This is a genomic window from Erythrobacter sp. S158 (assembly GCF_057364915.1).
Genome location: NZ_CP200279.1, coordinates 869,477 through 881,647 on the forward strand (window position 1 = coordinate 869,477; position 12,171 = coordinate 881,647).

At 59.1% G+C, this 12,171-nt stretch carries 15 protein-coding genes; 14 read left to right on the top strand and 1 reads right to left on the bottom strand.

All coding sequences use genetic code 11. The annotated features are described in order from the left end of the window. Positions 1 to 16: 16 nt before the first annotated feature. Positions 17 to 1,207, bottom strand: a complete 1,191-nt coding sequence (locus tag AC0V6T_RS04325; protein WP_486124651.1) for a hypothetical protein — start codon at positions 1,205 to 1,207, stop codon at positions 17 to 19. A gap of 932 nt (positions 1,208 to 2,139) precedes the next feature. Here AC0V6T_RS04325 and rpsL point away from each other — a divergent pair. From rpsL to rpmC, 14 genes are all read left to right on the top strand, one after another. Continuing rightward, positions 2,140 to 2,511 (top strand): 30S ribosomal protein S12, encoded by a 372-nt coding sequence (gene rpsL / locus AC0V6T_RS04330; RefSeq protein ID WP_007164630.1) that lies wholly within the window; start codon positions 2,140 to 2,142, stop codon positions 2,509 to 2,511. 133 nt (positions 2,512 to 2,644) lie between these two features. Continuing rightward, the gene (gene rpsG / locus AC0V6T_RS04335) at positions 2,645 to 3,115 is read left to right on the top strand and encodes a 30S ribosomal protein S7 (RefSeq protein ID WP_007164629.1); all 471 of its coding nucleotides are present in this window, start codon (positions 2,645 to 2,647) and stop codon (positions 3,113 to 3,115) included. Between the two features lie 105 nt (positions 3,116 to 3,220). Beyond that, positions 3,221 to 5,353: an elongation factor G gene (fusA, locus tag AC0V6T_RS04340; RefSeq protein WP_007164627.1), complete on the top strand. Its 2,133-nt coding sequence runs from the start codon at positions 3,221 to 3,223 to the stop codon at positions 5,351 to 5,353. A 93-nt stretch (positions 5,354 to 5,446) separates the two neighbouring features. Continuing rightward, a complete protein-coding gene (gene tuf, locus AC0V6T_RS04345; RefSeq protein ID WP_486124655.1) occupies positions 5,447 to 6,622 on the top strand; it encodes an elongation factor Tu in 1,176 nt (391 codons plus the stop codon). 324 nt (positions 6,623 to 6,946) lie between these two features. Then, a complete protein-coding gene (gene rpsJ, locus AC0V6T_RS04350; protein WP_006831877.1) occupies positions 6,947 to 7,258 on the top strand; it encodes a 30S ribosomal protein S10 in 312 nt (103 codons plus the stop codon). Between the two features lie 293 nt (positions 7,259 to 7,551). Next, the gene (gene rplC / locus AC0V6T_RS04355) at positions 7,552 to 8,373 is read left to right on the top strand and encodes a 50S ribosomal protein L3 (RefSeq protein ID WP_486124657.1); all 822 of its coding nucleotides are present in this window, start codon (positions 7,552 to 7,554) and stop codon (positions 8,371 to 8,373) included. Between the two features lie 3 nt (positions 8,374 to 8,376). After that, complete coding sequence (gene rplD, locus AC0V6T_RS04360) at positions 8,377 to 9,000, top strand: 50S ribosomal protein L4 (protein ID WP_007164623.1); 624 nt, start codon at positions 8,377 to 8,379, stop codon at positions 8,998 to 9,000. Then, a complete protein-coding gene (locus tag AC0V6T_RS04365) occupies positions 8,993 to 9,301 on the top strand; it encodes a 50S ribosomal protein L23 (RefSeq protein ID WP_007164622.1) in 309 nt (102 codons plus the stop codon). The genes rplD and AC0V6T_RS04365 overlap by 8 nt, the downstream gene beginning before the upstream one ends. Before the next feature lie 8 nt (positions 9,302 to 9,309). Continuing rightward, complete coding sequence (gene rplB, locus AC0V6T_RS04370; RefSeq protein WP_486124660.1) at positions 9,310 to 10,146, top strand: 50S ribosomal protein L2; 837 nt, start codon at positions 9,310 to 9,312, stop codon at positions 10,144 to 10,146. A gap of 6 nt (positions 10,147 to 10,152) precedes the next feature. After that, positions 10,153 to 10,428: a 30S ribosomal protein S19 gene (gene rpsS, locus AC0V6T_RS04375; protein WP_007164620.1), complete on the top strand. Its 276-nt coding sequence runs from the start codon at positions 10,153 to 10,155 to the stop codon at positions 10,426 to 10,428. Continuing rightward, complete coding sequence (rplV, locus tag AC0V6T_RS04380; protein ID WP_007164619.1) at positions 10,428 to 10,805, top strand: 50S ribosomal protein L22; 378 nt, start codon at positions 10,428 to 10,430, stop codon at positions 10,803 to 10,805. The genes rpsS and rplV overlap by 1 nt, the downstream gene beginning before the upstream one ends. A 3-nt stretch (positions 10,806 to 10,808) precedes the next feature. Beyond that, positions 10,809 to 11,504, top strand: coding sequence for a 30S ribosomal protein S3 (gene rpsC / locus AC0V6T_RS04385; protein WP_007164618.1), 696 nt, complete (start codon positions 10,809 to 10,811; stop codon positions 11,502 to 11,504). A gap of 21 nt (positions 11,505 to 11,525) precedes the next feature. Continuing rightward, positions 11,526 to 11,960: a 50S ribosomal protein L16 gene (gene rplP / locus AC0V6T_RS04390; protein ID WP_007164617.1), complete on the top strand. Its 435-nt coding sequence runs from the start codon at positions 11,526 to 11,528 to the stop codon at positions 11,958 to 11,960. Beyond that, on the top strand, positions 11,960 to 12,166 hold the full coding sequence (gene rpmC, locus AC0V6T_RS04395; RefSeq protein WP_007164616.1) for a 50S ribosomal protein L29: 207 nt from the start codon (positions 11,960 to 11,962) through the stop codon (positions 12,164 to 12,166). The genes rplP and rpmC overlap by 1 nt, the downstream gene beginning before the upstream one ends. Positions 12,167 to 12,171 lie beyond the last annotated feature (5 nt).

Sequence of the window (12,171 nt, forward strand, 5' to 3'; positions counted from 1 at the left end):
GCAAAGGTACCGCAGGCTAATTGCCATAGTACTTTGAACCAATTCGCTTTTGGTATTGGTCGGCGGCGAAGTCCCCATTGATTGAGTGGATCTCGATTGCGTCGTCGCGGATTAGATGAAGGTGGTTTTCATATCTCTTTGACCTAGGGAACGTTTTCACGCGAACAGGTTCCCCCCCATATTGATGCACGGTTTCGTCACTCTGGATGACAATCACGCCATCATCGAATTCGAGAACCACCCCGAACAAGGCGGTTTGAGCTGAGACGAGGGAATTGACGCGGAACTCCAGCCGAACCTTCAATCCTGTGTCAATAATTCTACCGTCCCTTAAAAGCCGATATGATCTGATCTCATCATCCACGAAAAGATAAAGTTTGTCTTGACTACCCCAAGCAAACGAATCTCCGCTCCCTTCAAATTTCTTAAACTCGCTGCTTAGGTCACGCGTATCTCCGGCTGATTGCCTAAACACTGGCGGTAAGTCTCCGGTCGATTGCTCATTGTTTTGAGGCTTAGCGTCGCTGTCGGATTCAATTGGCTTAATCTTGTATTCGGCGAGGTAGCTTCCACCATCAATCGAGGTCGCAACAATGTTATGAAACATCCAATCGCATGCGTCGGCAGTTCGACGAGAGATTTGATTGTGGCCGGTCGGGATTAACTCCTCGCTGAAGATGTTTAAGTCGAGCTCAAATAGGCCTTCCGTACCGCCCGCGATTGCAGCAACCCCATAAGCGGGCCACGCTTGGTTGGCCGGGATGTCAGATATCCTCTCAATTGGTGTGTAATGGTCTTCGTCGACAGAATAAATGCCCGAATAGATTCCGTCTGGAGACGCAATGACCATCCGATCGAAATACATGGCGCTGGTCGCACTCGGGAACGGGAATTTTATGCCGTTCTCAAATACTAAGAAATTCTCGAGAAAGGATTGTTCGATCTCGAAAATGCTATTTGGTAAGGCTGCAAAAGCACTTTCGAGACGCTCTTGAGGGATCGTATTTCTGTAAAGCGCATTACTCTCGGAGAATGAGAAGCGAAACGCATCGTGACTGCCAGGGTGAACCTTTGAAGCCAACTCGTTTATGATGGCTTCCCAATCGTATACTTTGATTGAGCCATCCATATGCAGGAGGTGTAGGCGCCCCTTGTAAAGCAAGGTGTCCCACCACTCCCCGGAAATTTTAAGAGTTAGATTTTGCATGGCTGGCCGCAGACTATCTTTCGCACTTGGGACTTTGATAGCAGACTTTTTTCAAGCCAATCATTGATAACCGGTCTCGGTGGTCTTTGCTGAGTATTTCGATGGTTCACCGGGTAGCCATGCCATTCGTCATTCGCATGCTCGTCAAACCTTGCAATGAACAGAGATGTGCGATGATCCCTATCTCTCCCTAGGCTACTTGGCGAAGATTCCACTAGATGGAGGCCCCACGCCCACTTCTTTGCGATCCAGCCCTCACTCATCGCTCCACGAAAGCTGGCTCTTTCTTCGGTTTCTGAGATGTCCCATTGAGATTTACCCGGGGTCTGATCTCGATGGTCCGGCTTATGCACATACTGCACAGAAATTGTCGATCGCCCAGAAAGCCAAGAGATTTTCGTGGTTTGCATGAGGCAACCCATAGCCGAATTGCAAAATTGTTCAATTCCTCGACCTAATCTCAACGCACTTGACCCCCCGCCCACATCCCACTATGTGCCCGCCCATCCGGTGACCGGCTTGCCATGTGCGAGTCTCGTCTTCGAACAATAGAGCTGAACATTGCCGGTTCGTCCCGCAGGCCTCGCTCGCTCCTGATGCGTTCAGGGTGGAGTAAGGCCTTTTCTATTGGGCTTGCGCATGATCTTCACGATCAAAGCGGGTGTGGGGCGGCTGTCAAAGTAACCCGGTGGCCACGTGGCCGGTTCTGGGTGGAGCGTTTTCAGCTTGTGCCTTTTGCGAAAGGATCGCCGCTCTTGCGGTGGCTCTTTCTCGCAAAGCCTTGGCGGCCTTGGTCGCTGGCGGCAGGCGCAAGTCTAACCTTCCACACATAACCGTCCGCAAGTTCCACCTCCGCGCCGATCCCTTCAGGGAAAGTGGGAACCGGTTTCCCGCCCGGAAGGGTCGGCAACAAGCATGGTGAAGAGTAACTTATGCCGACGATCAACCAGCTGGTCCGCAAGGGCCGCACTCCGCAGAAGGCCAAGTCGAAGGTCCCTGCAATGGAGCAGAATCCGCAGAAGCGCGGTGTCTGCACCCGCGTCTACACCACGACGCCGAAGAAGCCGAACTCCGCACTTCGTAAGGTCGCCAAGGTGCGCCTGACGAACCAGCGCGAAGTCATCTCCTACATTCCGGGCGAAGGCCACAACCTGCAGGAGCACTCGGTTGTGCTCATCCGCGGCGGCCGTGTTCGCGACCTTCCCGGCGTTCGCTACCACGTCCTTCGCGGCGTGCTCGATACGCAGGGCGTCAAGGACCGCAAGCAGTCCCGCTCGAAGTACGGCGCCAAGCGTCCGAAGTAATTGAGACGCGGTGACGGGCCTCTCCCGCGCCGTTCCACCCATACGGATACGATCCGGGTGGAAGGGCGGGGGAGAGGGCCGGCGCCGCCAAGACGCTCGCGGATGCGAGCGGCTCTCCAAAGGAGTTTTAAACATGTCACGTCGTCGTCGTCCCGAAAAGCGGGTCATCCTGCCCGATCCCAAGTTTGGTGATCAGGTTCTCTCGAAGTTCATGAACAACCTGATGCTCGACGGTAAGAAGGCCGTTGCAGAAGGTATCGTGTACTCGGCGCTCGAAACGGTCGAAGCCAAGGCCAAGGCCGATCCGGTGCAGCTGTTCCACGATGCGCTCAACAACGTGAAGCCGCAGGTCGAGGTTCGCTCGCGCCGTGTCGGTGGTGCGACCTACCAGGTGCCGGTCGAGGTTCGCCCCGAGCGTGCCCAGGCTCTCGCGATCCGCTGGCTGATCGGTGCGGCTCGCGGTCGCCCCGAAACCACCATGAGCGCCCGTCTCTCGGGTGAGCTGATGGATGCCGCCAACAACCGCGGTAACGCCGTCAAGAAGCGCGAAGACACGCACCGCATGGCGGACGCGAACCGCGCCTTCTCGCACTACCGCTGGTAAGGATTGTGGAACGGGCGAGGGACACGTCTTTCGCCTGTCACAATCGTCACTATATGGGGGCCGATCCGCTAACGGCGGCCCCCTGAAGACCTTAAGGAAGATATTATGGCCCGCGATTATCCGCTGGAGCGCTATCGCAATATCGGCATCATGGCGCACATCGATGCCGGCAAGACCACCACGACCGAGCGTATCCTCTATTACACCGGCAAGTCCTACAAGATCGGCGAAGTGCACGATGGTGCTGCGACGATGGACTGGATGGAGCAGGAGCAGGAGCGCGGGATCACGATCACGTCCGCTGCGACCACTTGTTTCTGGAACCCGGAAGATCCTGACATGGATCCGATGGGCGATCCCAAGGAACTGCGCGCGAACACGCCCAAGCACCGCATCAACATCATCGACACCCCCGGCCACGTTGACTTCACCATTGAAGTCGAGCGTTCGCTGCGCGTGCTCGACGGCGCGGTTGCATGCTTCGACGGCGTTGCCGGCGTTGAGCCGCAGTCCGAGACTGTCTGGCGTCAGGCCGACAAGTACAAGGTTCCGCGGATGTGCTTCATCAACAAGCTCGACCGCACCGGCGCCGACTTCAAGTACTGCGTGCAGTCGATCATCGACCGCCTCGGTGCGACCCCGGCTGTCCTGTACCTGCCGATCGGCATCGAATCGAGCCTTGAAGGCCTCGTCGACCTCGTCAACCAGCGTGCTATCACCTGGAAGAACGAAGACCTCGGCGCTGAATACACCTTCGGCCCGATCCCTGACGACATGGCTGACGAAGCGGCAGAATACCGCGAGAAGCTGATCGAGCTTGCTGTTGAGCAGGACGATGATGTCATGGAAGCCTATCTCGAAGGCAACGAGCCTGACGCTCAGACGCTCAAGCGCCTGATCCGCCAGGGCACGCTTGAGCAGAAATTCGTCCCCGTCCTGTGTGGTTCGGCGTTCAAGAACAAGGGCGTTCAGCCGCTTCTCGACGCGGTCATCGACTACATGCCGTCGCCGCTCGACGTTCCCGCGATTAAGGGCGTTCTGCCCGACAGCGAGGAAGAAGCATCGCGTCCGTCTTCGGATGACGAGCCGTTTAGCGCGCTCGCATTCAAGATCATGAACGACCCGTTCGTCGGCTCGCTCACCTTCACGCGCATCTATTCGGGCAAGCTCGAAAAGGGCTCGGTCCTGAACTCGGTGAAGGACAAGAAGGAAAAGATCGGCCGTATGCTGCTGATGCACTCCAACGAGCGTGAAGACATTGATGAAGCGTTCGCTGGCGACATCGTTGCAATCGCAGGCCTGAAGGAAACCACCACCGGTGATACCCTTTGTGCGCCTTCCGCACCGATCATCCTGGAGCGTATGGAATTCCCCGATCCGGTCATCGAACTGTCGGTGGAACCCAAGACCAAGGCCGACCAGGAAAAGATGGGCGTTGCGCTCAACCGCCTGGCTGCCGAGGATCCCAGCTTCCGCGTGTCGACCGACCACGAAAGCGGTCAGACGATCATCAAGGGCATGGGCGAGCTTCACCTCGACATTCTCGTCGATCGCATGAAGCGCGAGTTCAAGGTCGAAGCAAACGTCGGTGCGCCGCAGGTGGCATACCGCGAATCGCTCGCCCGCGAAGTCGAGCTCACCTACACCCACAAGAAGCAGTCGGGTGGTTCGGGTCAGTTCGGTGAAGCCAAGGTTGTCGTCACCCCCGGTGAACGCGGCCAGGGCATCATCTTCGAAGACGAGATCAAGGGCGGTAACATTCCGCGCGAATACATCCCGTCGGTTGAAAAGGGCATGCGCGAGCAGGCTGAAAGTGGTCACCTGGTCGGCTTCCCGATCATCGACTTCACGATCCGCCTGATCGACGGCAAGTACCACGATGTCGACAGTTCGACGGTGGCGTTTGAAATCACTGGTCGCGGTGCGATGCGTGAAGCCGCTCAGAAGGCCGGTATCAAGCTGCTTGAGCCGGTGATGAAGGTTGAAGTCGTCACTCCCGAGGACTACCTCGGCGACGTGATCGGCGACCTCAACTCTCGTCGTGGTCAGATCCAGGGCACCGACAGCCGCGGCAACGCACAGGCCGTCGAAGCCTTTGTCCCGCTGGCCAACATGTTCGGCTACGTCAACGAACTGCGCTCGTTCACTCAGGGACGCGCACAGTACACGATGCAGTTCAGCCACTACGACGAAGTGCCGCAGGCTGTGGCGCAAGAGGTTAAGGAGAAGCTTGCGTAAGCAAGCGCTAAACGCTAGGGGCGGCGCCTGATTCAGCGGGCCCGCCCTTTCTCCCGCGAAGCAATCAATTTCAAAAAGAAGGTTATTAGAGAAATGGCGAAGGAAAAGTTTGAGCGTAACAAGCCGCACGTTAACGTCGGCACCATCGGTCACGTTGACCACGGTAAGACCACGCTGACCGCAGCGATCACCAAGGTCCTGGGTTCGGCTGTCGATTTCGCAAACATCGACAAGGCTCCCGAAGAGCGCGAGCGCGGCATCACCATTTCGACCGCACACGTCGAATATGAAACCGACGCACGTCACTACGCTCACGTCGACTGCCCGGGTCACGCTGACTACGTGAAGAACATGATCACCGGCGCAGCGCAGATGGACGGCGCTATTCTGGTTGTGAACGCAGCTGACGGCCCCATGCCGCAGACCCGCGAGCACATCCTGCTTGCCCGTCAGGTCGGCGTTCCGGCTCTGGTCGTTTACATGAACAAGGTCGACCAGGTTGACGACGAGGAAATCCTCGAGCTCGTCGAACTGGAAGTCCGCGAACTCCTCAGCGAGTACGGCTTCGACGGCGACAACATCGCCATCGTGAAGGGTTCGGCTCTGGCCGCTCTCGAAGGTCGTGACGACGAGATCGGCGCGAACTCGATCAAGGAACTCATGGACGCTGTGGACGAAAACATCCCGCAGCCCGACCGTCCGGTCGACAAGGACTTCCTGATGCCGATCGAAGACGTGTTCTCGATCTCGGGTCGTGGTACGGTTGTTACCGGCCGTGTTGAAACCGGCGTTGTGAACGTTGGCGACGAAGTTGAAATCGTCGGCATCAAGGACACCACCAAGACGACCGTGACCGGCGTTGAAATGTTCCGCAAGCTGCTCGATTCGGGTGAAGCTGGCGACAACATCGGTGCCCTGATCCGCGGCGTTGGCCGTGAAGAAGTTGAGCGTGGCCAGGTTCTCGCGAAGCCGGGTTCGGTTACGCCGCACACCGAGTTCAGCGCAGAAGTCTACGTCCTTTCGAAGGACGAAGGTGGCCGTCACACGCCGTTCTTCGCTAACTACCGTCCGCAGTTCTACTTCCGCACCACCGACGTGACCGGCGAAGTGATCCTTCCCGAAGGCACCGAGATGGTTATGCCGGGCGACAACGTGACCATCGGCGTCAAGCTGATCGCACCGATCGCCATGGACGAAGGTCTGCGCTTCGCAATCCGCGAAGGCGGCCGCACCGTCGGCTCGGGCGTGGTCTCGAAGATCACCAAGTAAGCCGCTGCCCTCAGGGCAACGCACCAAATTCGGGGGCCGGTTCACAAATATGAGCCGGCCCCCAATTTATGTGAGGTGAGTTTCGGCGAACGTGCCGGGAGAACACCTCACCGGCTGCGTGTACTTTTCGTGACACTTATGGGTTGCCAGAATCCGGCTCACCCGATATACGCGCGCCAACTTAGACGGAGATTCGTTTCCGTTGTAACGAAATTAGGTAAGGCCGCCCGCAGAACGGCAACGAGAAGCGGGGCTGGCCTTTTGTTTTTGAGGGCGTCGCCCACCACAGTGGCGTTCTTCGGCTCTTTCGCATTGGTATAGGTAATGGAAGCACAGAATATCCGTATTCGCCTCAAGGCATTTGACCACCGCGTTCTCGACCAGGCGACTGGCGAAATCGCTGACACGGCGCGTCGTACGGGTGCTCTTATTCGTGGCCCCATTCCCATGCCGACGCGTATCGAGAAGTTCACCGTGAACCGCGGCCCGCACATCGACAAGAAGTCGCGCGAGCAGTTCGAGGTGCGCACCTACAAGCGGCTGCTCGACATCGTGCAGCCCAACGCCCAGACGGTCGACGCTCTGATGAAGCTGGACCTCGCTGCAGGCGTGAACGTCGAAATCAAGCTGGCCTAATCACCGCTCGATTTCACCGTCCATCAGACAGGACGTAAAGCTGGTCTGAGAATTTGGGCCCCCGATGGCCCCGCTGGTCGGAAACGACTCGCAAGACATCTGGATACCGCCGAGCATGCTCGGGCTGCGTCCTCCGTCTCGCCAAACCGGCGCCATGAAGGCGAGGGGAGGCATAAGCCCGGACGGGGCTCGTAGCATAAACAAATTGGGCCGAATGGATTGCCAAGGAAACAAGGTGATCCGCACGCACCTTTGGGATGGTCCCTTGGGTGCCTCTGTAAGGAGTATAGACGATGCGCACAGGCGTGATCGCAAAGAAGGTTGGGATGACCCGCCTCTTCCAGGAGGACGGACGGCACGTGCCCGTTACCGTGCTCGCTCTGGAAGATTGCCAGGTCGTCTCGCACCGCACCGCAGACAACGACGGCTACTTCGCCGTTCAGCTGGGTGCAGGCGAAGCGAAACAGAAAAACGTTGCGAAGCCGCAGCGTGAGCACTTCGGTCAGGCCGGTGTTGGCCTCAAGAAGCGCGTCGCGGAATTCCGTGTCGAAAACGAAGAGGGTCTCGTGCCCGTCGGTTCGCTGATCAGCGCCGACCACTTCGTCGCAGGCCAGAAGGTCGACATTACGGGTCACACCCAGGGTAAGGGCTTTGCCGGTGCTATGAAGCGCTGGGGCTTCGGCGGTCTTCGCGCCACCCACGGTGTTTCGATCTCGCACCGTTCGCACGGTTCGACGGGTAACCGTCAGGATCCGGGCCGCGTTTTCAAGGGCAAGAAGATGGCCGGCCACATGGGCGACCGTCAGCGCACCCAGATGAACCTCGAAGTGGTTCGCACCGACGCCGACCGCGGCCTTCTCTTCATCAAGGGCTCGGTCCCTGGCTCGAAGAATGGCTGGCTGCTGGTTCGCGACGCGATCAAGCTCGACATGCCTGAAGATCTTCCGTTCCCCGGCGCTGTCCTCGAGACCGCGAAGCCGCAGGACGAAGCTTCAGCACCCGAGCAGGATGCCACCGACGTGCCGACCCCGGCTGAAGAAGCTGCTGCCGACAACGGCGGCACGACTGACGCCCCCGCCACCGATGGCGCGGCTGAAGAAAAGAAGGAAGACTAAGCCATGAAGGTGAAGGTCCAGAAAATCGACGGGAAGGCGTCGGGTGATATCGAACTGTCGGATGACGTGTTCGGTGTCGAGCCGCGCGCTGACATCCTGCACCGGGTCGTGACCTGGCAGCTCGAGAACCGCCGTGCCACCGCTCGTCCCACGCGTGAGCGTTCGGACGTGGCACGCACCGGCAAGAAGTTCGGCGCCCAGAAGGGTTCGGGCGGCGCTCGCCACGGCGATCGCGGCGCTCCGATCTTTATCGGCGGTGGTAAGGCTCACGGTGCTCGCAAGCGTGACTTCAACCAGTCGCTGAACAAGAAGATCCGCGCTCTCGGTCTCAAGATGGCTCTTTCGACCAAGGCGAAGGACGGCCTCGTCGTTCTCGACAGCCTTGAGCTGAAGGAAGCGAAGACCCAGGCTCTCAAGGGTCACTTCGACAAGCACGGTTTCGCCGGCAAGGTCCTCGTGATCGACGGCGAGAGCGTGAACGACGGCTTCAAGCAGGCTGCAGGCAACCTCAAGGGCGTCAACGTCTTGCCGGCCGCTGGCGCGAACGTCTACGACATCCTCAACCACGACACGCTGATCCTCACCAAGGATGCGGTCGAAAAGCTGGAGGCGCGCTTCAATGGCTAAGAAGGACGGCATCGACGCGCGGCACTACGACGTGATCCTCGCACCTCACATCACCGAAAAGTCGACCATGGCGTCGGAACAGAATGCGGTGGTGTTCAAGGTGGCGAACGACGCGACCAAGCCGCAGATCAAGGAAGCGGTGGAAGCCATCTACGACAAGAAGGTCGTATCGGTGAACACCATCCTGACCAAAGGCAAGACCAAGCGCTGGAAGGGCAAGCCCTACAAGCGCTCGGATTTCAAAAAGGCTGTCGTACGTCTCGCTGAAGGCGAGATGATCGACATCACCAGCGGTATCTGAGGCGGATCATGGCACTCAAGAACTACAAACCGACAAGCCCCGCACGTCGCGGCCTTATCCTGGTCGACAAGTCGGGCCTCCACAAAGGTGGCCCGGTCAAGTCGCTCACCGAAGGCAAGCGCAAGACCGGTGGCCGTAACAACAAGGGTCACGTGACCTCGCGCGGTATCGCCGGCGGTCACAAGCAGAAGTATCGCTTCATCGACTTCAAGCGTCGCAAGTGGGATGTCCCCGCGACCGTCGAGCGGATCGAATACGACCCCAACCGCACCGCTTTCATCGCACTTCTGAAGTACGAAGACGGCGAACTGGCTTACATCATCGCTCCGCAGCGTCTTGCTGTGGGTGACACGGTTGTCGCTGGCGAAAAGACCGACACGAAGCCTGGCAACGCCATGCTTCTGGGCCAGATGCCGGTTGGCACGATCTGCCACAACGTTGAGATGAAGCCGGGCAAGGGTGGTCAGATCGCCCGCTCTGCCGGTGCCTACGTCCAGCTCGTTGGTCGTGACCGCGGCATGGTCATCGTTCGCCTGAACTCGGGCGAGCAGCGTTACCTGCGTGCCGATTGCATGGGTACGGTTGGCGCGGTTTCGAACCCCGACAACCAGAACCAGAACTTCGGCAAGGCCGGTCGCACCCGTTGGAAGGGCCGTCGCCCGCTCACTCGCGGTGTCGCCAAGAACCCGGTCGATCACCCGCACGGTGGTGGTGAAGGCCGCACCAGCGGTGGCCGTCACCCGGTAACTCCGTGGGGCAAGCCGACCAAGGGCGCCCGTACCCGCAAGAACAAGCAGACGGACAAGATGATCATCCGTTCGCGGCACGCGAAGAAGAAGAGGTAAGCAGACATGGCACGTTCCGTCTGGAAAGGTCCGTTCGTCGAACTCAGCCTTCTCAAGAAGGCCGAGGACGCACAGGAAGCGAGCAGCAACAAGCCGATCAAGACCTGGTCGCGTCGCTCCACCATCCTGCCGCAGTTCGTTGGGCTCACGTTCAACGTCTACAACGGTCAGAAGTTCATCCCGGTTTCCGTTTCGGAAGAAATGGTTGGCCACAAGCTTGGCGAGTTCGCTCCGACGCGCAACTTCCCCGGCCACGCGGCTGACAAGAAGGGTAAGCGATAATGGGCAAGGCAAAGTCCCCCCGCCGCGTTGCAGAGAATGAGGCGCTTGCCGTCGGCACCACGATCCGTGGTTCGGCGCAGAAGCTCAACCTCGTTGCCGAGCTGATCCGTGGCAAGAAGGCCGAAGAGGCCATGAACATCCTCTCCTTCTCCAAGAAGGCGATGGCGAAAGACGCCAGCAAGGTGCTCGCATCCGCGATTGCCAATGCGGAAAACAACCACGATCTCGACGTCGACGCTCTCGTCGTTGCAGAGGCTTCGGTTGGCAAGTCGATCACGATGAAGCGTTTCCACACCCGTGGCCGCGGCAAGTCGACTCGCATCCTGAAGCCCTTCAGCAAGCTGCGCATCGTCGTTCGCGAAGTAGAGGAGGCCTAAACCATGGGTCAGAAGAGTAACCCAATCGGTCTGCGTCTCCAGATCAACCGCACGTGGGACAGCCGCTGGTACGCCGAAGGGCGCGACTACGCCGGCCTGCTCGCGGAAGACATCAAGATGCGCAAGTACATCCTTGAGAGCCTGCCCCAGGCAGCGATCTCGAAGGTTGTGATCGAGCGTCCGGCCAAGCTGTGCCGCGTTTCGATTTATGCTGCGCGTCCGGGCGTCATCATCGGCAAGAAGGGCGCAGACATTGAAAAGCTGCGCGCCAAGCTGTCGACCATGACTTCGAGCGAAGTGAAGCTGAACATCGTTGAGATCCGCAAGCCGGAAATCGACGCCAAGCTCGTCGCTCAGGGCGTGGCTGACCAGCTGGTTCGCCGTGTCGCTTTCCGCCGCGCGATGAAGCGTGCGGTTCAGTCGGCACTGCGTCTTGGCGCTGAAGGTATCAAGATCGTGTGCGGTGGCCGTCTCGGCGGCGCTGAAATCGCTCGCGTCGAATGGTACCGCGAAGGCCGCGTGCCGCTTCACACCCTGCGTGCGAACATCGACTACGCTGAAACCGAAGCGCTCACCGCTTACGGCATCATCGGAATCAAGGTCTGGATCTTCAAGGGCGAGATTCTGGCCCACGATCCGACCGCGCAGGACCGTCTCATGATGGAAGCTCAGACTTCCGGCGTGCGTCCGGCTCGCTGATTGCAGGATTAGGAAAGAACCATGCTGCAACCAAAGAAAACCAAGTATCGCAAGGCCTTCAAGGGCAAGATCAAGGGCGACGCGAAGGGCGGCACCACGCTGAACTTCGGCTCCTACGGTCTGAAAGCTCTTGAGCCCGAGCGTATCACCGCGCGTCAGATCGAAGCGGCTCGCCGTGCGATCACCCGCGCCATGAAGCGTCAGGGCCGCCTGTGGATCCGCGTCTTCCCCGACGTGCCAGTTTCGAAGAAGCCGGCTGAAGTTCGTCAGGGTAAGGGTAAGGGCTCGGTCGAATACTGGGCTGCTCGCGTAAAGCCGGGCCGCATCCTGTTCGAACTCGACGGCGTTGACGGCCAGGTGGCCGCTCTCGCTTTCGAACGCGCCGCGATGAAGCTGCCAATCAAGACCAAGGTCGTTGCCCGCTTCGGCGACACCTCGCACCTGGGAGGCGAATAATGGCTAACACCGAAGACCTTCGCACCAAGACCGACGACCAGCTGTCCGCCGAACTCACCGAGCTCAAGCGCGAGCAGTTCAACCTGCGGTTCCAGGCTGCGACCAATCAGCTCGAGAAGCCTTCGCGCATCCGCGAAGTGCGTCGCACGATCGCTCAGATCAAGACGCTGCAGAACGAGCGGGCTGCTGCGGCAGCCAAGGCGTAAGGAGT

Coding starts and splice junctions, on each gene's coding strand:
- AC0V6T_RS04325 (WP_486124651.1), bottom strand. CDS start 1,207: ATGCAAAATCTAACTCTTAAAATTTCCGGGGAGTGGTGGGACACCTTG.
- rpsL (WP_007164630.1), top strand. CDS start 2,140: ATGCCGACGATCAACCAGCTGGTCCGCAAGGGCCGCACTCCGCAGAAG.
- rpsG (WP_007164629.1), top strand. CDS start 2,645: ATGTCACGTCGTCGTCGTCCCGAAAAGCGGGTCATCCTGCCCGATCCC.
- fusA (WP_007164627.1), top strand. CDS start 3,221: ATGGCCCGCGATTATCCGCTGGAGCGCTATCGCAATATCGGCATCATG.
- tuf (WP_486124655.1), top strand. CDS start 5,447: ATGGCGAAGGAAAAGTTTGAGCGTAACAAGCCGCACGTTAACGTCGGC.
- rpsJ (WP_006831877.1), top strand. CDS start 6,947: ATGGAAGCACAGAATATCCGTATTCGCCTCAAGGCATTTGACCACCGC.
- rplC (WP_486124657.1), top strand. CDS start 7,552: ATGCGCACAGGCGTGATCGCAAAGAAGGTTGGGATGACCCGCCTCTTC.
- rplD (WP_007164623.1), top strand. CDS start 8,377: ATGAAGGTGAAGGTCCAGAAAATCGACGGGAAGGCGTCGGGTGATATC.
- AC0V6T_RS04365 (WP_007164622.1), top strand. CDS start 8,993: ATGGCTAAGAAGGACGGCATCGACGCGCGGCACTACGACGTGATCCTC.
- rplB (WP_486124660.1), top strand. CDS start 9,310: ATGGCACTCAAGAACTACAAACCGACAAGCCCCGCACGTCGCGGCCTT.
- rpsS (WP_007164620.1), top strand. CDS start 10,153: ATGGCACGTTCCGTCTGGAAAGGTCCGTTCGTCGAACTCAGCCTTCTC.
- rplV (WP_007164619.1), top strand. CDS start 10,428: ATGGGCAAGGCAAAGTCCCCCCGCCGCGTTGCAGAGAATGAGGCGCTT.
- rpsC (WP_007164618.1), top strand. CDS start 10,809: ATGGGTCAGAAGAGTAACCCAATCGGTCTGCGTCTCCAGATCAACCGC.
- rplP (WP_007164617.1), top strand. CDS start 11,526: ATGCTGCAACCAAAGAAAACCAAGTATCGCAAGGCCTTCAAGGGCAAG.
- rpmC (WP_007164616.1), top strand. CDS start 11,960: ATGGCTAACACCGAAGACCTTCGCACCAAGACCGACGACCAGCTGTCC.